General features: G+C 69.9%; 34 protein-coding genes, 1 tRNA gene and 2 pseudogenes. 11 read left to right on the top strand and 26 right to left on the bottom strand.

The genetic code is table 11. From position 1 onward, the window contains the following. Window positions 1-4: 4 nt before the first annotated feature. From ACZ466_RS17865 to ACZ466_RS17770, 20 genes are all read right to left on the bottom strand, one after another. Window positions 5-286, bottom strand: a complete 282-nt coding sequence (locus ACZ466_RS17865) for a hypothetical protein (RefSeq protein WP_378280242.1) — start codon at window positions 284-286, stop codon at window positions 5-7. Then, on the bottom strand, window positions 283-975 hold the full coding sequence (locus ACZ466_RS17860; protein ID WP_378280241.1) for a hypothetical protein: 693 nt from the start codon (window positions 973-975) through the stop codon (window positions 283-285). The genes ACZ466_RS17865 and ACZ466_RS17860 overlap by 4 nt, the downstream gene beginning before the upstream one ends. After that, window positions 972-1295, bottom strand: a complete 324-nt coding sequence (locus tag ACZ466_RS17855; RefSeq protein ID WP_378280239.1) for a hypothetical protein — start codon at window positions 1293-1295, stop codon at window positions 972-974. The genes ACZ466_RS17860 and ACZ466_RS17855 overlap by 4 nt, the downstream gene beginning before the upstream one ends. After that, window positions 1292-1636, bottom strand: a complete 345-nt coding sequence (locus tag ACZ466_RS17850) for a hypothetical protein (RefSeq protein WP_378280237.1) — start codon at window positions 1634-1636, stop codon at window positions 1292-1294. The genes ACZ466_RS17855 and ACZ466_RS17850 overlap by 4 nt, the downstream gene beginning before the upstream one ends. After that, window positions 1633-1782: a hypothetical protein gene (locus ACZ466_RS17845; protein WP_378280235.1), complete on the bottom strand. Its 150-nt coding sequence runs from the start codon at window positions 1780-1782 to the stop codon at window positions 1633-1635. The genes ACZ466_RS17850 and ACZ466_RS17845 overlap by 4 nt, the downstream gene beginning before the upstream one ends. A gap of 243 nt (window positions 1783-2025) precedes the next feature. Further along, window positions 2026-2190 carry a hypothetical protein gene (locus tag ACZ466_RS17840; RefSeq protein ID WP_464043883.1) on the bottom strand — a complete coding sequence of 55 codons (165 nt, stop codon included), beginning with the start codon at window positions 2188-2190 and terminating at the stop codon, window positions 2026-2028. Window positions 2191-2658: 468 nt separating this feature from the next. Next, window positions 2659-3027: a hypothetical protein gene (locus ACZ466_RS17835; protein ID WP_378280231.1), complete on the bottom strand. Its 369-nt coding sequence runs from the start codon at window positions 3025-3027 to the stop codon at window positions 2659-2661. Beyond that, on the bottom strand, window positions 3024-3335 hold the full coding sequence (locus ACZ466_RS17830; RefSeq protein ID WP_378280229.1) for a hypothetical protein: 312 nt from the start codon (window positions 3333-3335) through the stop codon (window positions 3024-3026). Before ACZ466_RS17830 ends, ACZ466_RS17835 begins: the two co-directional genes overlap by 4 nt. After that, entirely contained in the window at window positions 3332-3889 is a 558-nt protein-coding gene (locus ACZ466_RS17825) for a hypothetical protein (protein ID WP_378280227.1), read from the bottom strand. The genes ACZ466_RS17830 and ACZ466_RS17825 overlap by 4 nt, the downstream gene beginning before the upstream one ends. Continuing rightward, complete coding sequence (locus ACZ466_RS17820) at window positions 3886-4164, bottom strand: hypothetical protein (RefSeq protein WP_378280225.1); 279 nt, start codon at window positions 4162-4164, stop codon at window positions 3886-3888. Before ACZ466_RS17820 ends, ACZ466_RS17825 begins: the two co-directional genes overlap by 4 nt. Continuing rightward, a complete protein-coding gene (locus ACZ466_RS17815) occupies window positions 4157-4633 on the bottom strand; it encodes a hypothetical protein (protein WP_378280224.1) in 477 nt (158 codons plus the stop codon). The genes ACZ466_RS17820 and ACZ466_RS17815 overlap by 8 nt, the downstream gene beginning before the upstream one ends. Window positions 4634-4737: 104 nt before the next feature. Continuing rightward, window positions 4738-4938 carry a hypothetical protein gene (locus tag ACZ466_RS17810; RefSeq protein ID WP_378280222.1) on the bottom strand — a complete coding sequence of 67 codons (201 nt, stop codon included), beginning with the start codon at window positions 4936-4938 and terminating at the stop codon, window positions 4738-4740. Further along, on the bottom strand, window positions 4935-5330 hold the full coding sequence (locus ACZ466_RS17805; RefSeq protein ID WP_378280220.1) for a DUF6197 family protein: 396 nt from the start codon (window positions 5328-5330) through the stop codon (window positions 4935-4937). Before ACZ466_RS17805 ends, ACZ466_RS17810 begins: the two co-directional genes overlap by 4 nt. Further along, window positions 5327-5719, bottom strand: coding sequence for a hypothetical protein (locus ACZ466_RS17800; RefSeq protein ID WP_378280218.1), 393 nt, complete (start codon window positions 5717-5719; stop codon window positions 5327-5329). The genes ACZ466_RS17805 and ACZ466_RS17800 overlap by 4 nt, the downstream gene beginning before the upstream one ends. Beyond that, window positions 5716-5973: a hypothetical protein gene (locus ACZ466_RS17795; RefSeq protein ID WP_378280217.1), complete on the bottom strand. Its 258-nt coding sequence runs from the start codon at window positions 5971-5973 to the stop codon at window positions 5716-5718. Before ACZ466_RS17795 ends, ACZ466_RS17800 begins: the two co-directional genes overlap by 4 nt. Further along, on the bottom strand, window positions 5973-6542 hold the full coding sequence (locus ACZ466_RS17790) for a hypothetical protein (protein ID WP_378280215.1): 570 nt from the start codon (window positions 6540-6542) through the stop codon (window positions 5973-5975). The genes ACZ466_RS17795 and ACZ466_RS17790 overlap by 1 nt, the downstream gene beginning before the upstream one ends. Continuing rightward, complete coding sequence (locus ACZ466_RS17785; RefSeq protein ID WP_378280214.1) at window positions 6539-6847, bottom strand: hypothetical protein; 309 nt, start codon at window positions 6845-6847, stop codon at window positions 6539-6541. Before ACZ466_RS17785 ends, ACZ466_RS17790 begins: the two co-directional genes overlap by 4 nt. Before the next feature lie 82 nt (window positions 6848-6929). Next, window positions 6930-7124, bottom strand: coding sequence for a hypothetical protein (locus ACZ466_RS17780; RefSeq protein WP_378280212.1), 195 nt, complete (start codon window positions 7122-7124; stop codon window positions 6930-6932). Continuing rightward, window positions 7121-7414 (bottom strand): hypothetical protein, encoded by a 294-nt coding sequence (locus ACZ466_RS17775; RefSeq protein WP_378280210.1) that lies wholly within the window; start codon window positions 7412-7414, stop codon window positions 7121-7123. Before ACZ466_RS17775 ends, ACZ466_RS17780 begins: the two co-directional genes overlap by 4 nt. Before the next feature lies 1 nt (window position 7415). Continuing rightward, window positions 7416-7679 carry a helix-turn-helix domain-containing protein gene (locus ACZ466_RS17770; RefSeq protein WP_378280208.1) on the bottom strand — a complete coding sequence of 88 codons (264 nt, stop codon included), beginning with the start codon at window positions 7677-7679 and terminating at the stop codon, window positions 7416-7418. A 155-nt stretch (window positions 7680-7834) separates the two neighbouring features. Between ACZ466_RS17770 and ACZ466_RS17765 the strand changes: the two genes are divergently transcribed. Both ACZ466_RS17765 and ACZ466_RS17760 read left to right on the top strand, forming a co-directional pair. Continuing rightward, window positions 7835-8323: a helix-turn-helix domain-containing protein gene (locus tag ACZ466_RS17765; protein WP_378280206.1), complete on the top strand. Its 489-nt coding sequence runs from the start codon at window positions 7835-7837 to the stop codon at window positions 8321-8323. Between the two features lie 202 nt (window positions 8324-8525). Next, a complete protein-coding gene (locus tag ACZ466_RS17760; RefSeq protein WP_378280205.1) occupies window positions 8526-9275 on the top strand; it encodes a hypothetical protein in 750 nt (249 codons plus the stop codon). Here ACZ466_RS17760 and ACZ466_RS17755 read toward each other — a convergent pair. After that, window positions 9269-10291 carry a tyrosine-type recombinase/integrase gene (locus ACZ466_RS17755; RefSeq protein WP_378280203.1) on the bottom strand — a complete coding sequence of 341 codons (1023 nt, stop codon included), beginning with the start codon at window positions 10289-10291 and terminating at the stop codon, window positions 9269-9271. The genes ACZ466_RS17760 and ACZ466_RS17755 overlap by 7 nt on opposite strands. A 182-nt stretch (window positions 10292-10473) precedes the next feature. Here ACZ466_RS17755 and ACZ466_RS17750 point away from each other — a divergent pair. Further along, a tRNA-Lys gene (locus ACZ466_RS17750) sits at window positions 10474-10546 on the top strand. 257 nt (window positions 10547-10803) lie between these two features. Here the strand turns inward: ACZ466_RS17750 and ACZ466_RS17745 are convergent. Continuing rightward, window positions 10804-11376: a tyrosine-type recombinase/integrase gene (locus tag ACZ466_RS17745; protein WP_378280201.1), complete on the bottom strand. Its 573-nt coding sequence runs from the start codon at window positions 11374-11376 to the stop codon at window positions 10804-10806. A gap of 233 nt (window positions 11377-11609) precedes the next feature. Here ACZ466_RS17745 and ACZ466_RS17740 point away from each other — a divergent pair, with 233 nt between their 5' ends. Both ACZ466_RS17740 and ACZ466_RS17735 read left to right on the top strand, forming a co-directional pair. Further along, complete coding sequence (locus ACZ466_RS17740; protein ID WP_378280199.1) at window positions 11610-11807, top strand: hypothetical protein; 198 nt, start codon at window positions 11610-11612, stop codon at window positions 11805-11807. A 173-nt stretch (window positions 11808-11980) separates the two neighbouring features. Further along, a complete protein-coding gene (locus ACZ466_RS17735) occupies window positions 11981-13375 on the top strand; it encodes a WD40 repeat domain-containing protein (RefSeq protein WP_378280197.1) in 1395 nt (464 codons plus the stop codon). Between the two features lie 221 nt (window positions 13376-13596). Here the strand turns inward: ACZ466_RS17735 and ACZ466_RS17730 are convergent. Both ACZ466_RS17730 and ACZ466_RS17725 read right to left on the bottom strand, forming a co-directional pair. After that, window positions 13597-13695 (bottom strand): annotated as a pseudogene (locus ACZ466_RS17730) (hypothetical protein); the annotation flags it as partial. A 993-nt stretch (window positions 13696-14688) separates the two neighbouring features. Further along, on the bottom strand, window positions 14689-15624 hold the full coding sequence (locus ACZ466_RS17725) for an NADP-dependent oxidoreductase (protein WP_378280195.1): 936 nt from the start codon (window positions 15622-15624) through the stop codon (window positions 14689-14691). Between the two features lie 87 nt (window positions 15625-15711). Here ACZ466_RS17725 and ACZ466_RS17720 point away from each other — a divergent pair, with 87 nt between their 5' ends. The 3 genes and pseudogenes from ACZ466_RS17720 to ACZ466_RS17710 all read left to right on the top strand — a co-directional run bounded on the left by ACZ466_RS17720 (window position 15712) and on the right by ACZ466_RS17710 (window position 19140). After that, window positions 15712-16584 carry an LmrA/YxaF family transcription factor gene (locus ACZ466_RS17720; RefSeq protein WP_378280192.1) on the top strand — a complete coding sequence of 291 codons (873 nt, stop codon included), beginning with the start codon at window positions 15712-15714 and terminating at the stop codon, window positions 16582-16584. A gap of 475 nt (window positions 16585-17059) precedes the next feature. Beyond that, window positions 17060-17924: pseudogene (locus ACZ466_RS17715) on the top strand (IS110 family transposase); the annotation flags it as partial. An 817-nt stretch (window positions 17925-18741) separates the two neighbouring features. Then, window positions 18742-19140, top strand: a complete 399-nt coding sequence (locus ACZ466_RS17710; protein WP_378280191.1) for a peptidase inhibitor family I36 protein — start codon at window positions 18742-18744, stop codon at window positions 19138-19140. A 371-nt stretch (window positions 19141-19511) separates the two neighbouring features. Here ACZ466_RS17710 and ACZ466_RS17705 read toward each other — a convergent pair whose 3' ends face one another. Both ACZ466_RS17705 and ACZ466_RS17700 read right to left on the bottom strand, forming a co-directional pair. After that, the gene (locus ACZ466_RS17705) at window positions 19512-19844 is read right to left on the bottom strand and encodes a hypothetical protein (RefSeq protein ID WP_378280189.1); all 333 of its coding nucleotides are present in this window, start codon (window positions 19842-19844) and stop codon (window positions 19512-19514) included. A gap of 1046 nt (window positions 19845-20890) precedes the next feature. Then, complete coding sequence (locus ACZ466_RS17700; protein WP_378280188.1) at window positions 20891-22216, bottom strand: cytochrome P450; 1326 nt, start codon at window positions 22214-22216, stop codon at window positions 20891-20893. 424 nt (window positions 22217-22640) lie between these two features. Between ACZ466_RS17700 and ACZ466_RS17695 the strand changes: the two genes are divergently transcribed. The 3 genes from ACZ466_RS17695 to ACZ466_RS17685 all read left to right on the top strand — a co-directional run bounded on the left by ACZ466_RS17695 (window position 22641) and on the right by ACZ466_RS17685 (window position 25954). Beyond that, window positions 22641-23621: an AraC-like ligand-binding domain-containing protein gene (locus tag ACZ466_RS17695; RefSeq protein WP_378280186.1), complete on the top strand. Its 981-nt coding sequence runs from the start codon at window positions 22641-22643 to the stop codon at window positions 23619-23621. Between the two features lie 171 nt (window positions 23622-23792). Then, entirely contained in the window at window positions 23793-24566 is a 774-nt protein-coding gene (locus ACZ466_RS17690) for an AfsR/SARP family transcriptional regulator (protein WP_378280184.1), read from the top strand. Further along, window positions 24563-25954, top strand: coding sequence for a lanthionine synthetase C family protein (locus ACZ466_RS17685; protein WP_378280183.1), 1392 nt, complete (start codon window positions 24563-24565; stop codon window positions 25952-25954). Before ACZ466_RS17690 ends, ACZ466_RS17685 begins: the two co-directional genes overlap by 4 nt. The last annotated feature ends 1 nt before the right edge of the window (window position 25955 follow it).

The following is a 25955-nucleotide window of genomic DNA, read 5'->3' as shown; positions in this document are numbered from 1 at the left end:
CGGCTCAGGCACCCGTCTCGCCCCCGTTCTGGCGCTGGTCGGCGGTGGTGATGCCCGCCCACTTCAGGTCCTCGGCGGTGCACTGGCGCAGATCCACCACGTCGCCGTCGGTGGCCTCGGTGACCTCTTCCCGGAAGCGGCGGACCGCCAGCTCCAGCGGAAGCGGGTTCTCGGGGAGGACGGGGGTGTCGTCGATGACGACGTACCAGAACGGGCCGGTCTCGGTGGCGTAGTCGATGGTGGTGAGGGTGACGTCGCCGCCCAGGTCGGTGATCTCGTAGCTCACTGGTCGTCTCCGTTCAGGTCTTCGCGTGCCGGGGCGGGGTCGGTGATGGTGTTGCCCGGGTCACCCTGCGCAGGACGGCCGTCACCCGGGCGAAAGGAAGACCTCCCGGGCAGGTCGGTGGTGGTGGTCGTGGTGGCGTGGCCGGCGACGGGTTCGCCGATGGTGGGGTGGCCTCCGGTGGCGTGGGTGACGAGGTCGCCGGGGACGGTCCAGGATTCGGGGTCGGCGGGCTCGCCGTAGGTGCCCGCTTCGACGGCCTCCTGCGTGAGGGCGCGGAGCAGGTCCCGGCGCTCCGCGACTTCGGCCGGGACGGCGGGCAGGGGGCCGGTGTCGACGGCGGGCAGGGCGGTGGCGTCGATGCCGTGCCGGGTGCACCAGTCGGTGACCATCCGCCGGGCTTCGGCGGCGTCGGTGACGTGCCGGTCCTTGCGGCGGGCGGCGTCGGCGAGGTCGGAGGCGATCCGGCGGCCCTCCTGGTCGAGGGCGTTGAGCTGCTGCTCGGTCTCGCGGCGGGCGGCGGCGAGTCGGGCTTCGATGCGGTCGCGTTCGGCGGTGGCGCGCTTCTGGTGTTCGGTGTAGGCGTCGGAGAGTTCCTTTTCGCGGGCGGTCCAGGTGGTGACGTCGCGGTCTTCCTGGGCGGCGGCGAGGATGAGGGCGTGGGCGTAGGGCGGGATGCGCTGCTCGGTCATCGGGTGCCTCCTTCGACGGCGCGGTTGACCAGACGGGCGATCTGCAGGGCGTGCTTCCAGTCGTCGGCGTGCGGCGCGGTCTCGGGCTGGTCGAAGCCGTCCCAGGACTCCAGCCATTCGGCGACGGCGACGGCGAACACGGGCGGCATGGCGGCCGTGAGCTGGGACCAGACCATCGGTGAGCCGTGCGGGCGCTCGGGGTTGAGCACGACGCTCAGCTCCGACCAGTGGCGGACCTCCCGCTCCAGCACACGCTGGGCGCGCTCGCCCAGGTCACGCAGCCGCCGGGCAGCGGTCCTGATCTCTTCGGACGGGGTCACGGGCTGGCCTCCTGGCAGTGCGGGCAGTCGGGGCGGGTGATGCCGCGCGCGACGTGGTTCTTCTGGTGGCCGCCCCGCCCGCCCGCCTCGCGGGGGTCGGCGTAGGAGGGCGCTGTCCCCGCCTTGGGCGGTTCGGGGAGGTCGAAGCGGGCGCGCAGCAGCGGCAGCGTCTTGTCGTAGTTGCGGCCCGTGGCCTCGTTGATCCCGGTCTCGCGGCAGGCGTCGATGACGCGGAGTCCGGCGAAGCGGCAGGTGGCGTAGGCGGCGATGCGTGCGGCGACGGGGCGCCGGTAGGCGGCGACCTCTTGGACCATCTCGGGGGTGATCTGCGGGGCGGTCACTGGGCACCGCCGAGGATCGAGCGGGCGAAGGCGAGTGCGTGGCGGTCGGCGAACTCTTCCTGGCGGGCCGGGTTCTCGATGCGTCCGAGGTAGGAGGCTTCGCGCGTCAGCCACGCGGCGAGGTGCTCGGCCTTGTCCGGGCCCATCAGCGCGATCCAGGCGCCGGTCGACGCCGTGCAGGCGCCCGGTGTGCATCGCCAGGATCTTGTAGGGGCCCGCGCCGCACCACGGGCAGATCTGTGCCGCGATGAACTCGCGAAGCATCTCGGGCGAATAGGAGGCCCGGCGTCCTGCGTTCCCGGCCTGGGTCTTCGCCAGCTTGCCCATGTCCCGGAGGCGCTGCTCGCGGGCGCGGTTCGGGCCCGTGTAGGTCTTCTCGCGCTTCCTGCTCATGCCGCACCGCCGTTCACGGGCCGGACGTCGACGCGGGTCCAGACCGTGACGCGGGTGCCGCGGTAGGTGGCGGTGACCTCCAGGTGCACCCACGCCAGCCCGTGCTCGCGGCCCTGGAAGGCGCGCAAGCGGACCTTGAAGAAGGTGGCGTAGCGGCGCATCGCCGCCCGCGCGGGGGGCGTCCTCGGGCTCGGCGACCAGGCCGTGGAGTTCGCCGTCCTTGGTCGTGGTCCACTCGGCGTCGGGGACGTGCGCCTCCAGCAGGTGGAACAGCGCGAACGCCGCCGCCATCTGCCTGCCTCGCGGGGTCGCTTCGCTCTGTAGGGTGTGCATGTTCGTCGGCTCCTTTGCAGCCGTCGGATGTGGCGGCGTCCCGGGCTCGACCCCCGGGGCGCCGTTCTTGCGTTCGGTCATGGCGGCCTCGACGCGGGCGACAGCCGCCCGGCCGAGGGCCTCCAGGTCTGCGCCGGTCAGCGCCGCCCGCAGCCGCTCCCGCAACCGGTCACGCGGTGCGGCGGCGGTGAGGATGCGGTCCAGGGGCGTAGCGCCGGGGTCGTGGTCGGGGGTGGGGTCGCCGAGGAGGGCGCGCATGGCGGCGTCCTCGGCGGCCGTCGGCGGCAGGTGCCCGGTCATGACGGGTACTCGCGGTTCACGAGGGTCAGGTCGTGGCGGTGCTCCCACGACTCCTGCGGATCCAGGCCCTCCTCGGCCCAGAAGGCGGACACGAGCGTGACGTTCGACCCGCGCGCCACGGCGAACAGCCGCCGCCCCTCGAACCGCAGCACGTCACCAGGCTGCGGCGGCCACCACTCCGGGTCCGCGCGCTCGACCGTCACCGCGTCGCTGAGACGGATGGAGGTCTCCGCGTAGACGACCTCTTCCTCGTCGTCATGCGGGACGAGGACGTACTCGTAGGCCAGCGAGCCGCCCTTGCATTCCACGACGCTCGCGCCCTCGACGGTGATGTTGACGATGTCGCCGGGCTTGAACTCGGTCATCGCCACCACCCGTCCCAGGCCATGCGCGGCGGGGTGCCCTCGTACTCGGCGGGGTACTGCGCGAGCAGCCGCCGGTCCCGCGTGGCCTGGCGTTCCTCGCGGGCGGCCAGGTCCTCGGCGTGCCACAGCTCGCCGGGGCAGCCCCAGCGGCGGCACGTCGGCGTGCGCTTGGACCCGATGTCGGCGTGATGCGCCGGGCTCAGCCGGCGGGCGGTGCGGCCGCACATGGTGCACAGGCGGGGCGTGGCGGGCGTGCCGGGCAGCAGCCGGTCCAGCAGGCGCCGGGTGCGGGACAGCAGGGCGGTCATGACCGGGCCTCGCCGTTGTGCAGGGCGGAGCGCAGACCGGCTGCGAGGGCGCGCAGTCCGGTCGCCTGCCCGCGCTCGAAGGCGTCGTTGAACTCAATCTTGGCCGCCCGGTCCTCGGCTGCCTGGATCGCCTGGCGTACCTGCTCGGCGAGGCGGTCCTGCTCAGCCTTCAGCTTCTCGATGCCGCGCGGGATCTGGTCGTAGGCGTCCGCGCCCTCGTCGGCCGCGCCGGGCAGCAGGTCGAGCAGCACGCCGAAGAACTCGTCGTCCGCGTTCGCCTGCTGCTGGTAGGTGTCGTGCCATCCCTTGGCATCGGCGCGCGCCCGATCCCGCTCGGCCAGCAGCGCGGGCACGTCCACCGCGTACACCGGCACCGCGCGCGGGCACCTCCGGGTGGCCGCCCGCTCCGCGCTCTGATGGGAGCTGATGACGTCCGGCTGACGCTGCCACACCATGTCGTCGTCGGCCGTCCACGCCCACCCCTCGTGGGTGCGCTTCCCGAGCGGCTCGTCGGAGTGGTCGCAGTAGAAGCCGACCGGCTTGATCTCGCTCACGGCCGCTCCCCGATCTTGGTCACGGCCAGGTGGATTGCGGGACGGCGCGGCACCGGGCGCTCCTTGGAGTCCGCGTACCAGGCCAGCAGCGGACCCACCGGCGACAGCAGCCCTTCCGGGTCCACGCCCCACGCCTCCAACACCCGCGCCGGGTCGACCTCCGCCGACATGAACGCCGCGAACGCCTCGGCCTGGTGGCGGGTGGTGAACGGGCCGTACTCGGACACGTTCTTCGGGCCGCCGTCCAGGCGGACGATGATGGTCGGCTCAGCCATGCTGGCCACCGCCCTCGACGACCTCGTCGGCGTCGTAGCTCACCGGGGACACGCTGGCCTCGGCCGCCGCCTCCGCGTCCGCCTCCACCAGCTCGGCGTCCGCCTCCACCAGCTCCGCGTCCGCCGGCTCCTCCGCGAGCGCGGGCGGTTCGGGCTGGACGTTGTCGCGGTAGGAGTGCAGCGCGCGGTGCCGCTCCATCTCCTCCGCCGTGATGGCCACGACCTCGTAGACGACCGGACCGAAATACCGACTGGCCAGGTGCTGCGAGGCTTCCTTGCGCGGCGTGACGCCGAGCAGGGACGCGATCCGCTCGACCTCCGCGCGCTTGTCCTCGTCGTCGCCCCACAGGAGGGGGCCCACCCTGGGGTAGGAGGGGAGCGGGACCTCGGGCTGGGCTTCCAGGAAGTCGGCCAGGTCGCGGAGCCCTTGCGCGTAGGCGGCCCGCTTGGGGTCTGGGATGATGGTCATTGCCGATACCTCTTTCATCAGGGAGTTCGTGTCGGCCGCCGGCGCCGGGGATGCCGCCCCGGCGCCGGCACGGGGGCTGAGAAAGTTCAGGAGGCCGGGGCGTCTCATCGCTTCCACCACCTGCCGTCCCGTCGGCGCAGCGGCGTCCAGTCGTCCAGGCCCGAGCGCGCGAGCATGTCCGCGGCGCCGACGATGGTGAGGCGCCCCTGGGCTTCCTCGATGAGGAGGTTGATGCCGTCGTGGACGGTCATGACCTCGGCGGCGATGAACGAGGCGATCCACTGCGCCTTCTCGGTGAGCGTCATGCCGGGCTCCCCGCGGTCAGGGCGCCGGCCGCAGCGCGGAGCGCGGCGATGACCTGTTCGCGCGTCTGCCCGTCTCGGTCGTTCCAGCCGCCGATGGCCTCGGTGAGCGCCCCGTCCTCGTCGTCGTGATCGGCGGGCACGTTGAGGCCGAGGTGGTCGGCGAACGCGCGGGCCGCGGCGCGGGTGGCGGGGGTGAGTTCGGCGTCGTCGGCGTCCTGGCCGCAGGCGATTTTGATGGCGGCGAGGGCGCAGAGCCGGGACTGGTTGATGGGCAGGTAGTGGCCGGGGTTGGCGTGGTCGATGGTGGGCTCGTGCCAGTCGCCGGTGGTCCAGCCGTGTTCGGTGATGTGGTCGGCGGCGGCGTTGAGCTGGGCGGCGATGGCGGTGTTCACCGGCCCTCCTCCTCCGCGTTCAGGCGGCGGTCCAATTCGGCTGCCTCGGCCCGGGTGTCGTGGAGGGCGCGGGTGAGAGCGTCGACTTCCTGGAGGCGCTGGTCGTGGGCGGCCTCGGCGAACTCGGCGCGCTTGGTGAGCTGCTCCACCTCGGCGCGGAGTCGCTTCACCTCGGCATCCGCGTCCTGGTCGCCGGGCCAGGAGACGGTGACGGTCGACGACGTGGCGAGGTCGTGCACCCGGCTCTGCACGTCGTCGAACTCCTGCTCGGACAGGTGCGCCCAGTTGTGTCCGAACTTCTCGCCGACGCCCATGTAGTCGATGTCCTCGGTGCATGAGAGGACGACCTTGCGGGCGAAGTCGCGCAGCTGCTCGTCGGTGAACTTCATCGGGCGTCTCCGTCCTGGTCGGTGGTGGTCTCGTCCTGCGCGGTCCCGGCGACCTGGGCGGCGATGACCGCGCCGGCCAGGTAGACGGCGGCGCTGGCGTCGTCGTGGTAGGCGATGGCCTCGCACATGAGGACGGCGAGGGCGAGGCAGGTGGTGAGGGCACCTGTGAGGCGGTGGGGGGTGAGGTAGGTGGTGGCGATGCCTGCGGTGGCGAGTGCGAGGGGTGGGATGGTGAGGGCGTCGGGGGCAGGCATCACACACCGCCGTTCTCGATGGCCGGGAGCACAGTGCTGCGGAACCACGCCGTGGCCTCGAAGCCGCTCGTGCACAGATCGATCAGCCGCTCATAGCCGGAGTGGATCTCGCCGGTGAACTCGTTCTCCCAGAGCCACCGCACACCGCGCTCGTCCAGCCACTTGCCGAGATCGGCGACCAGAGAGGCGTGCAGGTCACCGCAGCCACGGCCCTGCTGGTCGCGGTGGCCGTAGCCGGTGTCGAAGGACACCTCCAGCCAGCACGCGCGACTGCGGTGCTCGTCCTCGCAGTCAGGGTCGCAGTACCACTCGCACCCGCCGTCTTTGGCGCGCAGCGGCGCGTCGGGCCGGTAGTGGATGTCGAGCAGCGCGCACAGGCCTTGGCCAGCGTTGTTGCCGATGCTCCAGGCGTTGCCGGGCTCGGGCTTACCCTCGCCGTTCTGCCAGGTCTTGACCTGCTCGTTGCGGAAGCGGGTCGCCTCGGTGGCTCCGATGAGCTGGTTGGCGCGCACCCAGACGTACTTGTAGTTGATCTCGTCCAGGACGTAGACGCTGGTGTTGAGGGTCATGACCGGTCGCCTCCGGTCAGCCGCTCCAGGGCCTCGGCGACCCGCGCGTCCCAGTCGACGCCCGCCCCGTCATGCCACGGCGCATCCCCGTTCTCGGCCCGCTGCCGGGCAACGAGGCAGCGCTTGAACTCGCCCCACCACAGGTCCCGGCCGTCCGGCAGCAGGTGGATGGTGAGCGGCTCCAGAACGCTCTGGATAGCGGGGACGGTGACGAGCTTCTCGTCCCGGTCCTGCTCCTGGAGCTCCACGTTCGCCATCGCCTCGAAGGCGTCGGCGAGGGTGAGGGGCCTAGTCTTGGTCTTCATGCCCTGCCTTCCATTGCAGTGACTGGGTGGTGGGGCTAGGGGTCTCCGGCCGCTGGCACGGCCCGGGGGCCCCGTCTGCTTGTCAGGCCGCCGGGCGGCCGTCGTTCTCGTACTCGCGCTCGATGACCCGCATCCGCGTGGCCGCCTTGACGCGCTCGACAAACGCCACGTCCGGGTCGACGTCCTCGTACTCGGCGACGTACGCGGCCTGGGCGTCCTGCCAACGCTGGTCTTGCCGCGCCAGCCGGCCCGCCTCGTAATCGATCTGCTCGCTCACGCCGCACCCGCCTTCGGCTTCGGCTGACGCTTGGCCTTGCGCGCCTCGACGGCCTTCTTCGAGTTCTGCCGTTGCCGGGCACGCCATGCCGCCTCAGCCATCCGCTGCTGCTGCCGCGGCGGCGCATCCGGGTGCTCGGTCTTGGTGCGGTCGAGCCAGTACTCGAACGTCACCGGCGACTTGCGGCGGGCTGGGGCGGTCATCTCCACCCAGTTCGCCTGCTTGGCGAGGTTCACGAGCGCGGCCGTGCGGGCGATCTCGCTGCGCGCCTTCGGGTCCCGAGCCGGCATGTCAACCCACCTCCGCCACGTTCGTGCGGGTGGGGGTGTCGCGCTCGAAGTCGGCGATGGTGCAGCCGATGGCGTCGGCGATGCGTCCCAGGACCTCGGGGGAGGGGCTGGCGACGTTGCCGAGCTCGATGTTGCACAGGTGGGCGGCGCTGATCTCTGCGCGGCGAGCGGTCTCGGCCTGGCTCTGACCGGCCAGGATCCGCTCGCGGCGGATCTTCCGGCGGTCGTGGAAGGGGACGTCTACGGCCCCCTCGTTGGACGTCATGCGACGAGATTAGAGCTAATTAGAGCTAATGGCAACTGCCTGGCTTCATGTGGCTTTGTGGCAGGCCAGAGGGGCCCCTCGGGGGTAGGTGACAGACCGGGGAACGATCTCTAAAGTGAGGGCGAGCTAATTTCAGCTAACGAGAGCTAACGACCATGGGCACACCCGCCTACCCAGAGGCCGCGCTCATCGGGCGAGCCAGACGCGCCCGCCGCCTCACCATCGTGGAAGCCGCCGACGAGGCGGGAATCAGTCACCAGCGATGGAGCCAGATCGAAGGCGGCAAGGGCAACCGCGCCCCCGCCGAAACCATCGCCCACATGGCACGCGCCGTCGGCATCACCGCCGAACGGCTCTATAAGTACCAACCCGGCGACCGGCGACTACATGAGGCCGCGGAGGTCCTGGAGGAGATCGAGCTCCAGGCCGCTGCGGGAACCGAGGCGTTCGACAGCAAAGTGCAGGAAGTCATCGGCCGCCTGTCGGGTGAGGACCGGGCGGTGGTCGAGGAGCTCCTGCGGGAGTACAGCGAGACCCAGCGCCAGAACAGGACGATCCTGGAGAAGCTCGTGATGTTCATCGGCCGCCGACATGGTGGCCGCGGGCATGGCGAGGGCCGTGACGATCAGTCAGCGGCCGGGTAAATCTTTTCGGAGAGTTGCGGGTTCGGACACTCCTTAACGACGTGGCGTTACTGTCCTAATCCGGACAGTGACATTTCGGTGCATTTGTTAGACGGTAGGTCAACAACCGAAACGGAAGATCGGACGGGGCGGGGCTTCCCCCCAGCCAGACCCGCCCCGAGGGGGACAACGCCGATCTACACGGCCACGCGCTGGGAGGGTCATGATCAAGCTGCGCCACGTCACCGTCGCCGTCTGCGCACTCTGTTGGAGCGGATCCATCGCCGGTCTCCTCTTCGAGGAGCCGTCAGGCGAAACCCACTCCTTCCTGCTCGCCGCGGCCGTCGGACTCCTGGTCGTCCTACGGACCGAGCACGGTCCGAGGATCCGGCGAGTCGCGAGGGCGGCGTACTGGCAGGGCACCCAGGACACGCTGCAGCGGTTCGGTGAAGCCGAGCCCCGCCCCTCGAAAATCTCCCACCTACCCGAGCGGGGCGGGCTCCACCCGGCCCCCCTGCCCTCCAGGCGCTTCCGGGGCGGCGCGGCAGCGGTCACCGTGCTCCTCGCCGTCTCCGGTGTTCTCGTCGTCATGAGCGCGACGCTCGCTGATTCCTTGGAACGCGCCACGCCAACCGAAACGGCACCCGCGCCAGACCAATCCATCATCACGTCCACCCGAGTCATCGCCGTGACTCCATCAGCGCCGGCCTCTGCGGAGCCCCCACGCACCACCACAGCCACTTCCGCCAGCCCGGCCGCCGACTCTCAGGGCCAGTCGACGCCCGCACCGAAAGGCGCGCCACCGGCCCCCAAGCCCTGGCGCACGCGAGCCACGCGAGAAGCCGAGCTGGACGTTCGGCCCGTCGAGGAGGCAGACATCCCCACACCTTCCGAGTCGCAGGTGCCGGCGCCGGTGCAAACGCCGACCGTCGCCGACACCCCGGCTCCTGACCTGCCCGGACCGGTTCAGTAGCGGTCCCCCGGGGACAGCCGCGCGTGAGCTTCCGCCGCTCGCTCACGCGCGGTTTCCCGCGTGTACTCGTCCACCATCGCCATCGACTTCCAGCCGAAGTTGTACATCGCGTCGATCGGGTTCCCGCCGGCGTTGAGGTACTCGGTGACGCTCTTGCGCCGGAACCGGTGCGGGTGCAGGCCGGGGACCCCGATCATGGCCCCGCGTTCCCGGACCATCTGGTAGATCCCCGACCCGGTGAGCCGGCCCCTCTGCCCCAGCCACAGCCACGGCTCCTCGGCTGCCGGGTGGCGGGCGCGGGCCCGGATGTACCTGTCGATGGCCAGAGCGGTCTTCTTCCCGATCGGGATGAGGTGCTCGTCGCCGCCCTTGAGGACGATGCGGATGCGGTAACGGGCCAGGTACAGGTCGTTGGTGGCGTCGTCATCCGGGGTGTGGCGGATGCCGGCGATGCCTGAGCGGCGGGGGCCGGAGTCCACCAGCAGGCGCAGGATCGCCTCGTCGCGCAGGTTCTCGAAGGTGCGCTTCTTGCAGGTGGCCAGCAGGGCGCTCATCTGTTCGTCGGTCAGGGCCGCGCGGTGCTTCTTGGGGGCGTCAGGCTGGTCTTCGGAGTGGACGGGGGAGGGGGTGGTGCGCTCTCCTTCCTTGACGAGCCAGTTGAAGAGGGCGCGCAGATTGCGGAAGTGCTTGGCGGCGGTGGCGGGCTGGGTGGTCTTGCGGACGTTGTCCTTGTTGTAGGCGCGGCCGTTCTCGTGGGTCAGGAACCGGCGGATGTGCTCGGCGGTGGCGGCTTCGACGTCGTCGGGCAGGTCGTTGGCGTCGAGCCAGGCGGTGAAGATCTCGATGGTGGCCACGTATTCGCCGATGGTGCGGTCGCTGCGCCCTCGGGCTTGGAGGGCGAGGGTCCAGGAGTTCATGGCCGCGCCGAAGGTGAGTCCAGGGGGAGTGGCGGGTTGGGGGCGGCGGCTGGTGCGGCGTCGGCGGTGGGGGTCGAAGGGGACGACGGCTCCGGTCATGCGTGCTCCCTGTGGCTCGGTGTGAGCTCTGCCGGGCTGGTACTGGGATGCGGTGGGCTGCGGTGCCCTCTAGACTCGGTGCGAGCCCTGGCGGGCTCAGAATCCTAAGCTGAGTCACCCATGAGCTATCGGAAGGATCTTGTGGCCAGGTGAGAAAGCCCAGGTAGAACGGCAAGTTTCGAGGGTCGCTAGCTCAATTGGCAGAGCTCCGGACTTTTAATCCGTAGGTTGTGGGTTCGAGTCCCACGCGACCCACCCACCGTGACCAGCCCAAATGCTCCCGATCGACCCCGGCGGCGATCATGCCTGGGGCCAGCCTGAGACCACCCTGGGGCCAGGACACCGCACACGTCGGCGCCACGCCCCTTCACGTCCCGCTGCTTGATCGCGAGCAAGGCGGTCCCCGCGCGCCGACCTCGTCGAGGCTGACGCGCCTCCGATGTGCGGTAAGTCCTTTCGCAGGTCGTCAGGCAGGGACGGGGGAGCGGATGCTCTCGATCACGTGCTCTCGATCACGCAGTGGCCGCAGTGCGTGTGCGGACGGGACTGGGCGGCCGTGCGCGAGTGCGCGGCCGGGACGGTTCAGGGCTCCGGGCCGTCACCTTGCGCCGCACCAGGCCCGCCCGGGTGCGCCTTCGCGCAGAGCGCCGACGGCGGGCCGGGGCACGGCCGCGGCGCCGAGTGGTCCCCGGCACGACGCCCGCGGCGCGCAGCAGGTGCGCGGCGGTCTGCTCCGCCGCGCGGTGCGCGACCTCCGGCAGCACCGAGGCGTAGGTGTCGGCGGTCAGCACAATGCTGGAGTGTCCCAGCATTTCCCGCACCACCTTCAGCTCGACTCCGGCCGTCAGCGCCAGTGTCGCGGCGCCGTGGCGAAGGTCGTGCAGCCGGATCGGCAGTACATCATGTTCGGCGATCAGCTTCTGGAACACGTGGGTGAGCCGCCCCGGGGCGACCGGGTCGCCGTTGAGGTTGGTGAACACGTGCCCGCTGTCGCGGTAACCCTCGCCGTAGGCGTCCGCCTCCGCCTGCTGCCGGGCGCGATGGGCACGCAATGCGGCCACCGTCGTACGGTCCAGTGCGATCACCCGGGTGCCATGCGTGGTCTTGGGCGGGCACAGACTGGCCTACCGAGGACGACAGCACAGCCTCGGGCCAGGGCGGCACGAGCTCCTCCTGGCTTGGCTCCCATCACGGAAGCCGGGGCACTCCACTTCCATTCCGAAGGCATTCGCATCGTGCCCACCGCACCGCAGGCGCCTCGCATGAACGCCATCATGGAACGGTGGGTCGGCAGCATCCGCCGCGAACTCCTCGACCGATGCTCATCCTGAACGCCGCGCACCTGCGCAAGACCCTGTCCGAGTACGAAACCCATTTCAATGAGCAGCGTCCACACCGTGCGCTGCACCAAGCCTGCCCGCTACGGGCACTCCCCGACCCGGTCGACACCGAGAACAAGGTCACCCGGCAAGACCGCCTCGGTGGCCTCCTACACGAATACCAACAGGTCGCATAGCGTGGCCGAGTATTCGGCACCTACACCGTTTCCAACCGCAATGCACGGCCCGCTCAACCCCTCACCTGCCAGATCCTGCCGTCCCAACCAGAGTTGGGACCGGTCCCGGCGCCGCCCTCCTACCGTGAGTCGAGAACATCGAGATCAAGCGAAACCCGCACGGGAGAGGCGAGATGGACGAGCAGCCACACGACGCGGGGTCCGGGAACGACCGGAAGCGTGCCGAAGGCGGCCAGCCCCGCGAAGAGCCGGCCGCCACACCCCGGGTACCTCCTCAGCCCGCGCAGCCCTCGCCACCAGCCCAGACAGACGCCTCCCCGCAAGCGGCGCAGCAGGCAGTCGCCGCACCGCCGGGGCAATCTGCGGCGGGGGGCGGACTGGCCGCGCGACGCCGTCTCCTCGTCGGGGGCGCCGTCCTCGTGGCTGGTGCCGTTACTACCGGGGTCGTGGTCTTCAGCGGCGGCTCCGGTGATCGCGGGAGCGACAACGCGAAGCGGGCCGCCACGGGCGCCCGCCCCGGCTCCACCGCGTCCAGCACCGCCCCGCTCCTCCGTACACCTCCGCCCACCGCCATCCCGGCGCGCCCCACCCTGCGGAGGCTCGGCACCCTCAAGGGTCACCGTGGCGCGATCGGCCGCCTCCGCTTCAGCCCGGACGGTACGACCCTGGCCTCCATCGAATCCCAGGACGGCGTACTGCGGCTGTGGGACGTGGCCGGCCATAAGGAGCGGGCCACACCACTCAAAAGCTCGAACGTCATCTTCAAGACCGTGGCCTTCAGGCCCGACGGCCGCACGCTGGCGACTGGCAGCGACGAGCGGGCCCAGTTGTGGGACGCCGCCACCCTGCGCCCGCTTGGGGAGATCGCCAGGTCCGAAGACGCCTTCGTCCAGAACTTCTCGGCGGTCGCCTTCAGCCCGGACGGAAAGTACTTCACCACCAGCGGTTTCGGCGATGAAGGGATCCGCTTCTACGATCCGGTCACCCGCAGGCCGGCCGGCGAACCCCTGCGGCCGGTAGACGCCAAGATCATGGTCTTCAGCCCGGACGGCAGCACGCTCGTCAGCGTGGATGAGACCGGTGAGGAGGTCGTTCGGGTCTGGGACGTGGCCGCCCGCAGGGAGCGGGCCAAGTCGCCCGAGGACTTCGGCGGTGGCGAGCACCTCGTGTTGAGCCCGGACGGCGCCACTGTCGCCCTCGACACCGCCACTGAGGCGGGCGTGTTCGACAGGGTCCGCTTCCTCGCGGCCGCCACCGGCAAGGCACAGGGGAGCCCGCTCGGCCGCCACATCGGCGCCGTTACCGGCCTGGCCTACAGTACCGACGGCCGCACCGTCGTGACCTCCGACTATTCGGGCCTGCACTTTTGGGACGCGACCACCCACAAGAAGCGGGCCACCGCCACCATCCCAGGGACCCCACCCACCGTGGACCACCCCCGCCGCGGCGTCACCGTCACCAGGCCTGGAACCAGGACCATCAACCAGTTCGCCCTAAGCCCCGACGGGCGCACCATGGCCACCATCGGCGTCCAGGACAACACCATCGCTCTCTGGCGCCTGGAGTGAGCACGTACGGCGACGCGGCCCTGCGTATGCCGAAAACTTCGTCCATGCAGGTCAAGCGGCATTCCGATACTCGTTGAGGATCCGCCCGAACGTCCGTGTCTTCGTACGTCCAGGCTCGCGATCCGGGCCGGATCGGTGACCGCCGGGGGCAACGGATGCAACGGGCGTGCGTTCGCGATGCCCTGATGTGGCCGGTGCTCGTTATAGAAGACCTCGAACTCGCGCAGGGCAAGGAGCGGGTGCCGCTGCTTCCAGATCAGGGTCCGGTCGAGCAGCTCACGCCGACAGGTTTGCACCCACCGCTCCGTGATCGCGTTCATCCTCGGCATCCGTACCCCGGTCAGCACCACCTGGATGCCCGCATCACCCAGGATGGCGTCGAAGAGTTCGGGAAACCTGCCGTCCCAATCGCGGATCAGGAACCGTGCGCGGAAGCCGGCGTCTTCCAGGTCCATGACCAGGTTCGGGCGGCCTGTTTCACCCACGAGGCGGTCGGGTGAGCGGTGGCGCCCAGGACCCGGATCCGGCGGGTGTGATGCTCGATCACCGCGAGCACGTACATCCGCGCACCCGTCAATGTGACGGTCTCCAGGAAGTCGCACCAGCAGCACCTCAGCCTGGGAGCGCAGGAAGCCGGCCCACGTGGTCGAGGCACGCTCGGGTGCCGGATCGATCCCGGCGTCCTTGAGGATCTCCCAGACCGTGGACGCGGCCACCTGGACACCGAGCACCAGCAACTCGCCGTGCACCCGCCGGTACCCCCGGCTCGGGTTCTCCCGTACCAGACGCAGAACGAGCAAGCGGACAGAACGCGCGGTCGGTGGCCGGCCCGGCCGCTTGGGCCTGGACTGGGCAGCGTGCCGGCCAGCGATCAAGTCCCGGTGCCAGCGCAGCACCGTATCGGGCCGTACCGGAAGCCGTATCCGCCGTAGCACTCTGGGAGGCAACCCGTGCAGCAGCGCAGCCGGCAGTGCTCGGTCCGCAGCAGTGAACCGCACCTTCGCCCCGTCCAGCCGGCGTTCCAGCACGGTGATCTGATGCCGCAGCACCAAGATCTCGGTGTCCTTCTCCCGATCGGTCACCGGCAGCGGACGAAGGACCGCGAACGCGTTCGCCACAGTCGAATAGGCCAGTCGCAAGAGCACAACCGCTCGTCATCCCGTGCCGACCGCCGCACCGTGACCTGCCCAGCGACTGATCAAGCCCGGCCCCGGAGCCCACCAGACGCTGCAGCTCTCACCTGAACGGACGTAATTCCCGGCAAGCGCAGGGCCAGGCCGGGTTCGAAGTAGCGCTGCACTGACCGCAGGCTCTTACGCCCGGTCTTGGCCATGATGACGCACGCGAATGATGGTCTTGCCCTTGCGCCGCTCGGTCGGGTTGAGCGCGGGGATGGCGTCGTCGAGGGTTGCGACGGTTCCGATGTGCGTGCGAAGGCGCCCGTCTCGCACCCGGTCGACGATCTCCACCAGCTGGCTCGGAACGGACTCGACGACGAAGTCGACCGCCAAGCCGTCGACAGGGCGAGCCTCAACGGGTCCGACCACCGACACCAGCGTCCCGCCAGGCCGGATGATGCTCGCCGAACGCCTTTGGATATCACCGCCGATGACATCGAAGACCAGGTCGACCCCGCCGATGTCGCCGAGATCCTCATGGTCGAGGTCGAGGAACTCGTTCGCGCCGAAGTCGAGCGCCGCCTGGCGGTCCGCCGCCCGACCGGTACCGATGACGTAGGCGCCGAACTCCCGGGCGAGCTGCGTCACCACTGACCCGACGGCGCCGGCGGCGCCGTGTGCGAGGACGCTCTGCCCCGCCTGAAGGCGGCCGTGCTGGAACAGGCCCTGCCACGCGGTCAAGCCGGAGATCGGCAGACTCGCACCCACCGTGAAGTCGACGTTCCCCGGCAGCGGCGCAAGATTGCGTGCCTCCACGGCCGCGTACTCGGCCAGCGTCCCATCGCGATGCCAGTCCGTGATCCCGAACACCCGCTGTCCCAGCGAGAGTCCCGTCGTGCCGTAGCCGAGGGAGGAGACCACACCGGCGAACTCGTGGCCGATGATCGCCTGGGCGCGATCGTGACCGGAGCGATCGACCCACGTCGAGGGCCACTCCCACTCCGCGGGGACGAAACCCGACGCGTGGACTTCAACGACGACGTCGTTGATCGCCGGCGTCGGCTCAGGCCGCTCCGCGAGGGTGATCCCGGCTGCTTCCGCGGCCTGATCCATCGCGACGATTGCCTTCATGGGTGCCTCCGTATATCTCGTGCTCGCCGGCTCTCGGCGCCACGTTCTGGGCTTGTCAGCCCAATCGCGGCAGTCAATACGACGCGAATGTGGGCTGACAGGCCCAATCTGGGTAATCGTGTGTGTCATGGAAGCCACAACGGAAGCCCGGGTGCCGCAGAAGCTCACGGACAAGGGGCAGGCGACCCGAGCCCGCATCCTCGAGCACGCTCGGAGCTCATCTACACCAAGGGCGTCCACGCGACGAACAACGAGCAGCTCCGTCGCGCGGCAGGCATCAGCGGATCACAGCTCAACCACTACTTCCCGACCAAGGAGAGCCTTGTCCTCGCGGTCATCGAGTGGCAGGCCGAGCGCGTCCTCACGTTCCATCGCAGTGAGCGGTTTACCCACTTTGAAAGCCTCGACTCGCTTCGGGAATGGGCGGGCTTCTCTATCGCCTACGAGCGCTCCTACCAGGAAGGCTGCAGCCTCGGTTCGCTCGCCAGCGAGATCATCAAGACCGACATTGACGTTCGCACGGAACTCGCGAACGCGTTCGAGCAGTGGAGCGACATCTTCCGAGATGGACTCGAACGGATGCAGAGGCTCGGCCGCATCGGTGTTGAGACGGACCCGACCCGACTGGCCTACCTCCTGCTCTCCGCCTTTCAGGGCGGCATGCTCCTCGCCCAGGTCGCCCGCGACATCGCCCCGCTGGAAGACGCCCTGCGGGCAGCCATCGGCTACGTGCAGACATTCGCGACTCCCCCTGGTGCCGGCGTACTCGACGATGTCAATGAGGCCCAGCGCAAGCAGCCCGGCCAGCCCCGCCAGCCCGACCGAAACCAGTTCGCCACGGCCCGGGCCGCTCTCGCCGCCGGCCAACCGGTCGAGCAAGTCGCAGCGGCTTTCGGCGTCAGCCACGCCACCCTCTACCGCCACCTCGCCGACCACGACGACGAACAAACCTCCTCCTGAGCAGCAGCGACCAGGGCTGGCCGTGCTCGCTTTGCGGCTAATCGCATCTTGTGAGCGGGCGTCGGCCGCAGAGCCTGACTTGGCGAGGGCACCAGATGCCTGTCCCCAGACCGGTCGGGTCGGCGTCTGCTCACCCCGAACTTTCCGGCGTCGTGGCCGGTGGATGCCGGGCGATGAGCCTGATTCGCGGAAGGCCCCGTGCCAGATCAGAGGCCTGTCACCAGACCGGCCGTCCCGGCATTCTCCCGTCGCGGCGGCGGTGGTTGGGCAAGCGTGGTGTTCGTGGTTCGAGCCCGTTCGCGGGGCTGACCTCCCACACGCGGCCGAGCCGGTGAGCTCTCGCGGCGGAAGGAGACCCCGCGGATCGCCGGGGTCGCGAACGACTGATCGGATGTCGGACCGACGAGTCCTTCCATTAGCGGGCCACGCGTCTCCGCTGTGGTTCTGACCTGCACCGATGACCGACTGTCCGCTGATTGGAGAAGCGTTGGCCGCACTGTTCTGCGGGATCGACAGGGCCGAACGCCGCCACGACATCGCCGTCGTCGACCAGGACGGCACCCGGGTCGCCAAGGCCCGCATCACCAATGACGCCACCGGCCTGCGCGCGCTGCTGAAGCTGCCGGCCTCCGTCGGTGACCAGGCCGACGACCCGATCCCGGTCGCAATCGAGCGACCGCGCGGCCTGCCTGCGCGCCACCGGCCGCCAGGTGTTCGCCATCAACCCCTACGCCGTGTCCCGTTATCGCGACCGGCACGGCGCCTCAGGCAAGAAGTCCGACGCGCAGGACGCGCTGACCTTGGCCAACATTCTGCGCACCGACATGGCCGCGCACCGCCCGCTGCCCGCCGACTCCGAGCCGGCGCAAGCGATCACCGTGCTGGCCCGCACCCAGCAGGACGCGGTCTGGGACCGCCTCCAGCTCGGCCGGCGCATCCGGTCGCTGCTGCACGACTACTACGCCGCCGCGCTGGAGACGTTCGCGCACCTGCGCAACGGTGGGGTCACCGAGGCCGAGGCCCGCGTCATCCTCACCCTGGCGCCCACCCCGGCCCGTGCGGCCGCGCTCACCCGCGCGCAGCTGCGCGCCGCCCTCAAACGAGCCGGGCGGGCCTGCCACATCGAGCAGGACGTCGAACGGCTCCGACGGATCTTCGGCGCCGAGCACATGCGGCTGCCCGACCTGGTCGAACAGGCCATGGGCCGTCGGCTGACCGCGCTGCTGCGCCAGCTCGAAGCCGCCTGCGCCGCCGAGCACGACCTGGCCGAAGCCGTCCAGGAGGCATTCGCCCAGCACCCCGACGCCGAGATCATCAGCAGCTTCCCCGGCGCCGGCCCCGGCCGCTGCGGTGAGGTGGCGGACGAGCCGGAAGATGGCGGGGGCGAGATGCTCTTCGGTGTGCGGCGCGTCCGGGGCGAGCGCGGTGGTCTGGGGTGGGCGGTGGTGCGGGCGGCGAGAGCATGGCAGCGGTTGAGGGCGTCGGGTGCGGGCGGCAGCGCGAAGTAGGGCGGCGGTGCCAGCAGCAGGCCGACGAGCTGGGCGCGGAGTTCGGTGCGTCGCAGGGCTCCCAGCACGATGCCGTAGGCCCTGCACTCGGGTCCGTGCCACCGGCCGCAAAGTGGCTGTGCGTGATTGCGGTGACGCTTCGTGGTCTCATGAATGACCGGTTGTGCGAGGTCAGCGCCGCGTCCACCCCACGCGCCGTTCACCCAGGTCGCCGTTCGCAGAACTCCCCTCACAACCGGGCTGTTCTGCGAGACGGTCCTGCGAAGCCCTGACCGGTGCGGGCGCTCTACCTTGCGCCTGGTGACACGAACCGGAGCGAGGGCCCTGACCAGCGGTGTGGCTGCCAAGCGTGAAAGTCCGGCCGGATAGTCCCGGTGCCCGGTGGTGTCACAAAACGGTGGGGCCCGGCGTCTTATGGGTGACTCGCTCGAGGGCGGAGGAGACGGGAGCCCTCAATGCGCACTCCAAGTCGAGTTGCACGGCCGGGAGCAGAGGGCGCCTGGCCATTGCAGAGCCGCGGCTTCTCTCGCACGTGCGAGTTGCCGTCGGTACAGCGGAAGGATGCGTCGGAGACTGCACCTGCGATGCAGCATGAATCAACCCGAGAGAAGGGATCTGACGAATGTCCCAAGTGATGTGGATGGGGGCTGTGGCGAGCATCGGCGCGACGCTCGCGCTGGCGTCCGCCGGGACCGCGCACGCCGTGGAGTCGTCGGCCGCGCCGGCGATCTGCGGTATCAACAGGGTCGCCGTGTACCAGAAGAAGAACTTCGGCGGCCAGCACGCGTGCATCGCGGGCAACATCAAGAAACTCGCCGATTTCCGCTGGCCAGACGGCGCCAAGATCAACGACAGCATCAGTTCGATCCAGGTCCCTGCGCGCTGCTGGGTGACGCTCTACCGGTACAAGAACTACAAGGGGGACAGGAGCATCTGGAGGCGGACCGGCAATTCTGGGCCGCTCCGCGAGGACCGAGACCTGTCCAACAACAGGGTCGGTGACAACAGAACCAGTTCCCTGAAGTCGGGCTGCACGTTCGATGCCTGAAGCCCCTGAGGGCAGAGTGCCGCAGGCGAACATCGCCGGTATGCAGTGAGACGGCCCCCAGCGCTCTGACCGTCCGGCGGACGGATGGACACGTGGCGAATGGCAGGTCAGAGCGATGAGCGATCGCCAGAACGAACGAGAAGTGACAGCCGAGCCCTGCGCTCGGGCCGGCGCCGCGTGCTCACGTTCGTTTTCATCGCGCCGGGCACCTTCCAGGCCAAGGTGTGACAGAGCCCGGCCACCGGCTGGCGCCCGGAGGGCGCCCTCCTTCACCAACTGGTGGCCGGGCTCTCCCAGCAGGCGCGCGGAGTACGACCACCTCACCCCCTACAACGGGCGCCGACCCCGCCTCGATGCCGGCGACCGGCCCGTCAGTCGCCAGAGCAGGGGTCCAGGAACATGCCGGGGTACACGTCCTCGCAGACCTGGACGGAGCTCGCGGTCGGGTACGACTTGTAGCTGCACCCGCCCGCCGACCCGTTCGCGTCCCACAGGTAGCGGTCGCCGCCGAACCATCCGTAGACGCCGTTGCCGTCGGCCTCGTTGTCGCAGACCCTGGCGACCCTCGTCCCGGTGTCCAGGCAGGCCTTGTCGGCCCCCTCGTACACGCACACCTCCTGGGCCGCCGCCGGCGAGGCCGTCGTGAGCATGAACGCCGCCGAGCCCAGCAGCGTCAGCGTCGCGAGTGCGCCGATTCTCTTCACCCGGTGCTCCCCTCTCGTGCAGGAAGTTCGCGCGGGGCCTCCCCACGTCCTGTGACCCGATTCGCCCCCGCGACCCGTCCACACGAGAGAACCGGATCCCGCCTAGCGGCCGGCTATGCGTTCCCTGTCAGGGCAGGTCACCCTCCTGGTGCTCGTCGTGGCGGCGCAGCCAGCTCATGGCTGCGGCGGCTGCGCCGCGAGTTCGGCGACACCATCCCGCTCGGCCAGTTGACCGCCCAGCAGACCGCCACGGTGTTCACCGCGGCCTGGAATGAGGCAGCCCCACGGACCTGGAACCGACAGGCCCACGAGGAGGATCGGAACGACCAGTAGCGACAGGGCGGCTGAGGCCGACGGTCAGCGGGGGTGTCGGCGGGCGGCTGGATCGGTGTCTGCGGTGACGCGGGCGGAGGTTTGTTCGCCGAGGCGGACGCAGGCGCCGAGGCCGGCCAGGTGGGCGTGGCGGGACTTGGCCTGGAGTTCGGCGGCGGTGCGTCCAGCAGCCGCTGCGGAAATGACCTCCCAGGTGGCCTGAGCGTCGTAGCCCGTCACACCAGCACGGCGCGGCGTCTCCCTCTGGGAGTCAGATCGCTGGCGCCGCCCACGATCGACGGCCCCGGGTGCAGTGGCTGAGCAGGGGTTGGAAATCGATCGGATGGGGTCCGCGCAGGAGCAACCAGGTGGGGGCCATCAGGTGACCGTCACCTCGGCGGGGTCGCGCCCGGTGCCGCCACGGACCCGGTACCGGATCGGAGCGGGCGCGGATGTGTTCGCGCCACCCGGCAGGCCAGATGGTGCGTTCGTCCCACACCACGTCGGCCAGCGCCGCCAGGTCGCCCGCCCGCAGGGCTGGCAGGTCCACCCCGGACGCGTCGCACGGGGATCGCGTCCGCGGCCGTGGAAAGGAACTGCAACTCTCGGACGACCAGGACGAGATCGCGGTCGAGGGCACGGAGGTCGGGTTCCAGGTATGTCGGGGGTCACGTCGGGGCCTGCATGAACCGCCATCTCTCCTTTGATCCATCGGGATAGGACGTGATCATCGTCTATCGTGCCGCCGGCCGGAACCGGGCCCGCAGACCGCTCGGCTCGAACAGTGCACGGGGATGCACGGTCCCAGGGAAATCGACCACATCGATGTCACAGATGTCCGCCAAGCGGGCGATCGCGAGCGTCAACTGGAGCAGGCCGAGCTGGCTGCCCAGGCAGACCCTGGCGCCGGCACCGAACGGGAAGTACGCGTACCGCGCGTGCGGCTGTTCGGCGATCAGCCATCGCTCGGGGCGCACCCGGTCCGGGGCACTCCACCACCGGTGGTCGTTGTGCACCAGATACGGGCTGAACATGACCTGCTCGCCAGGCAGGAACTCCCAGGGGCCGAGGCTGGTCGGCCGCCCGACGACACGGCCCATCAGCCAGGTGGGCGTGTAGGCGCGCAGCAGTTCCTTGACGACGGCCTCGGTGTACGGCAGGTCGCTCGCGGCCACCGGCGCCCCGGCCGCCGCCGCACGTGCGGGTCCCGCCTCCGCGCGTACCCGTTCGAGAAGTCCCGGATCCTGGGCGAAGGCGCGCACCGCCCAGGCCAACGCGGCGCCGGGAACGCCGTGCGAGGCTCGGAGGACGACTTCCAGCAGATCTCGTATCGCCTCCTCGCTCAGGCAGCGCCCGTGAGGTGCCAGGAGAACGTCGAGCAAGTCCCTCGGCACCGGAGCGGCGGCCGAGGCGCTCCGATGGGCGATCACCCGGTCGAGACGGCGAGCGAGTCGGCGGCTCGTCCGATGCACCCGCAGCACCGTGGGTTGCGGGAGCCAGAACGGCGGTGTCACCGACCTGTCCATGATCTCGGCCGCCGCTCCGGCCGCCGCGCTCACCGCCTCCGCGACCGCCTCCGCGACCGCCTCCGCGTCCGCGCCGTCGCCCCCGATACAGAAATCGGCCACTGCCCGCGCCGAGAACGCCTTCATCACCGAGAGAACGTCGACGTCATCGTCGCCGCACTGCGCCATCACGGCGTCGAAATTCCTCACCAGGCGCGCGCCGTGTGCGGATACCACTGACCGCTTCATTCCTTGCCAGCTCTTGTGCCGGGAGATCATCGTCCTCGGCGCGTCGTCCTGGAACCGCCGGGCGACCGTTCGGCGGCGGGCGAAGACCGGGCTCTCGGCGAAGAAATCGCTGTTGGTACGTACGAAGATCTCATGGATCAGTTCCGGGTCGAGCACGACCGTCGTGTCGTCGCTGAAGCGGAACACGTCACCGAACCGCTGCTGCGCACGTCTCAGGAACCCGATGCGATCGCGGTCGTAGTCGAAGGTATTTCCGAGCATGAACCGGCCCCTGGGGCCATCAGGACGGCGAAGGGTCGTGCCCACGGGCTGGATCTCCCTTCCGAGAACTCTCCTACCCGGGTGCGCCGTACAAACCTGCACCCGGGCCGATGGAGCCGTGCCGCCGTCACGCGGCGCTGTCGTGCGGTGCCGGCCGCCCGGTCCGCGATCGGATGTGTCACCACTTCCTCGCGTGCCACGTGTAGCGGCCGCCCATGCGCCCCTGCTTCATCCCCACCAGGCGCCCGACGCCCGCGATGATGTACTTCGCCACCAAGATCACCTCCCTGGATTCAACGGTTCCGCCCACCCCGGAGATATCACCATAGGTAATCCCGGTGTGACGCCGGTATGGGTTCGGTGTCGCCTGTACGCCGGACAACGTACAGGCACTTACGCCGAGCGTCCGACGACGAGGCAGGAACGCCTTCCGATAATGGTGAGCACGGTGTCGAAAATGGATTGGACTATGGACGTGGTCACCACCGCCGGCGTCTCGGCGGAAGATCGGTTCGCCATGTGGCACGAGGTGAGCTCGAAAATGTGGGTACCCCTTGAAGTGCTCTGCGAGCCGAACCTGGAAAACAAATTTCATGCCCGGGCCGGTTTCGCCCGGCTCGGCCTCGTGGAGGTGGCACTACTGACTTCGACGCCGCTGTCGGTGCACCGCACACCCAAGCTGATCCGGCAGTCGGATCCCGAAGACTTCCTGGTGACCTTCGCCGTGCGCGGCCGCGTGTTCGGGGAGCAGGACGGCCGGTGCGCGGCGCTCCGTGCCGGGGATCTGATCCTGCGCGACAGCTCGCGCCCTTGCCTGACCAGGTTCGCGCCCGAGCCCCCGGCGGCTCAGTCGCTGGCCATGCGGTTCCCGCGCTCGTCGCTGCCGTTGCCCGAGCGGGGCCTGCGGGACCTGACCTGCGTCCGCGTCCCGGGTGACCGGGGCATCGGTGCGCTGTCCTCGCAGTTCCTGCTGCAGCTGGCCCGGCAGATGGCCGAACTCAGCCCGGCCGACACCGCCAGGCTGTCCACGGTCGCGCTCGATGTGCTGACCGTGGCGCTGGCCGGCGCACTGGACGCCCACAGCGCGCTGCCACTCCACACCAGGCGGCGCGCACTGCTGGCCCAGATCCACGCTTTCATCCACGACAACCTTGATGATCCGCACCTGACCCCGGGCGCGATCGCGGCGGCGCATCACATCTCGCTGCGCTACCTGCACGCGCTGTTCCGCGCCGAGGAGCTCACCGTGGCCGGCTGGATCCGCCGGCGCCGCCTGGAGCGGTGCCGACGCGACCTGGCCGACCCGGGGCTGGCCGCCCGTCCGATCAGCGCGATCGCAGCCAGGTGGGGATTCTCCGGGCCCGCGCACTTCAGCCAGGTGTTCCGCGCCGCCTACGGCCTCTCACCGCGCCAATTCCGCCAGGAGTACACGCTGATGCGCACAGACTGAAGACCTGTGCACTCATCCGTAAGACAGGCTCGGCCGCGGCGTGCACACTCTTGAGTAGGGCTTACGTAAATGAAGGAAATGAACTCGAGCGAAAAATGTGATCGCGACCGCGTTGTGGCTCTTCCGGTGAAAAATGACATGGGCGCGATGAGAAATCGGGGGTGGATGAGGATGCAGTCGAGCGTGCGGGAGGAAGAGGGCCCGCTGCGCTTCGGTGTGCTCGGCCCGCTCACGGTCCATCGTGGCACCATGCCCATTCACCTGGCCGCGGCCAGGCACCGGATGGTCCTCGGTGTGCTGCTCGCAAAGGCGAATTGCGTGGTGAGCAGCGAGCAACTCATCGACGAGTTGTGGCCCGGAATGCCGCCCCTCACCGCACGTAAAACGATACAAGGCTATGTCTGGAGGATCAGGCGCGGGCTGCGACTGCCGAGCAGTCAGCTCACGACGATCGCTTCCGGATACCGGTTGTCGGTGACCGCGGACTCTCTGGACGCCCTCGAGTTCGAGCACCTTACGGACGCCGCGGGAACCGCCCTGTCGGACGGTCGGAGAGAGCACGCGGCCACATTGTTGTCCGAGGCCCTGGGGCGGTGGCGCGGGCTGGCCTTCGACTGCATACCCGCCGCACCCGCCCTGCAGGCGGAGGCGGCACGACTGAATGAGGCGAAACTGAAGGCATACGAAGACCTCGTCACCGTCCGGATAGGCATGGGGCAGTGCTCCGGGGTGATACCGCGGCTGACCGGAATGGTCAGCGCGTATCCGCACCGGGAGTCCATGCACAGGCTGCTCATGATCGCCCTCTACCTCGACGGCCGGCCGCTCGACGCGCTCGATGTCTTCGCACGCTTTCGGCGGACGGCGGCCGCCGAGTACGGCCTCGACCCCCACCGCGAAACGACGCTGCTCCACGAAAAGATCCTGCAGGGGGTGACGCTGTGAGCGCTGCACGCGCCGCCGGCCCGCGGCCCGCCGACAGCCCGCTGCTGCCGGAACCGCTGGGCGCCGAGGCCCGGGCCACGGCCAGGGAGATCATGCTGAGGCTGGCCGACAGGGACGCGGTGTCCGAGGCCGCGACCACGGTCCGCAACGAGGCGAGCCGGCCCATCTGGGACGACGGCGTGTCGATGTACGGGGGCGCCACAGGACTCGCCCTGGCCTTCTCGCATGCCGCGCGGGTGCTGGATCGGGCCGCCGACGACTGGATCCTCTACGCGGGCAGGTGGCTGCGGCAGGCCGTCGCCTGCACCCGCCAGGCTCCTGTGACGAGCGCGGGAATCGCCGACGGCACCGCCGGGCTGGCGCTGGCGCTCAGCGATCTCGCCTCCCACGACCGTCGCTACGCCAAGAGCCTGCACACCCTGCACGGGCAGATGAGGGAACAGGTCGGTGAAATGTCACGGCGGCCGGCCGGTTCCCTCTCGTTCCGTGTCTACGACACCATTTCGGGAGCGGCCGGAACTCTGGGCAGCCTCAGTTCGGTGTCGCCCGCCGATCCGGTCATGGGCCCCTGCGTACGCGAACTGTCCGAGCAGCTGATCGGTCTGTGCGAGCTCGATCACGACAAGGACCGGTGGGCGCCCTGGTGCATTCCGCCGGAGAACCAGCCGCCCAGAGATCTCGGCAAGTATCCGCACGGCTACGTCGATCTCGGGCTGGCCCACGGGATTCCCGGTCCCCTGGCCGCGCTGAGCCGGGCGTGGTCCGGCGGCCACCGTCCCAGAGGCTCGCGCGAAGCGATCCACAGACTGGCCACGCAGTTGGTTTCGGTGGTCCAGACGAACTCGTCGGGCCTCTTCTGGCCCAGGGTCATGCCGTTCGACGAGTCCGGGGCCGTCACCCCGCACATGTCGAGCATCGGCGGGCCCACGTACTGCTACGGCTCTCCGGGGATCTGCTCCGCGCTGCTCGACGCGGCCGACGTGCTCGCGGACGACTCCGTACGTGACGTCGCCGTCAAGGGTTTCGAGGCAACGCTCCGGCGTGTCCTCGGTGGAGGTGCGGCACCGGTGTACCCCGGCCTCTGCCACGGCCTCGCCGGACTGGTTCTGGTGTGCCGGAAGTTCGCGCACCGCACGGACTCGGATCCGGCGAGGGCCGCGCTCCCCGTCCTGACCGAGGAACTGCTCGGCCGGTGCGATCCCCGATCGCCGTTCGTGATCCGGGACTACCTGGCGCCGGTCGCGGCGCCCGAACCGGGGGACGCGCCGCAGGGAACGTGGGTCGACAACCCGGGACTGCTCGAAGGGGCCGCGGGCGTCGCCTTGGCCTTGATGTCGGCGCCGTCGGCCGCCCCGCCCGGCTGGGCCCGCGCCCTGCTGGTGGACTGAG

Source organism: Actinomadura rugatobispora (assembly GCF_055379765.1).
Note: the sequence above shows the minus strand (reverse complement) of the source record. Positions and strands in the feature narration are given on the sequence as shown.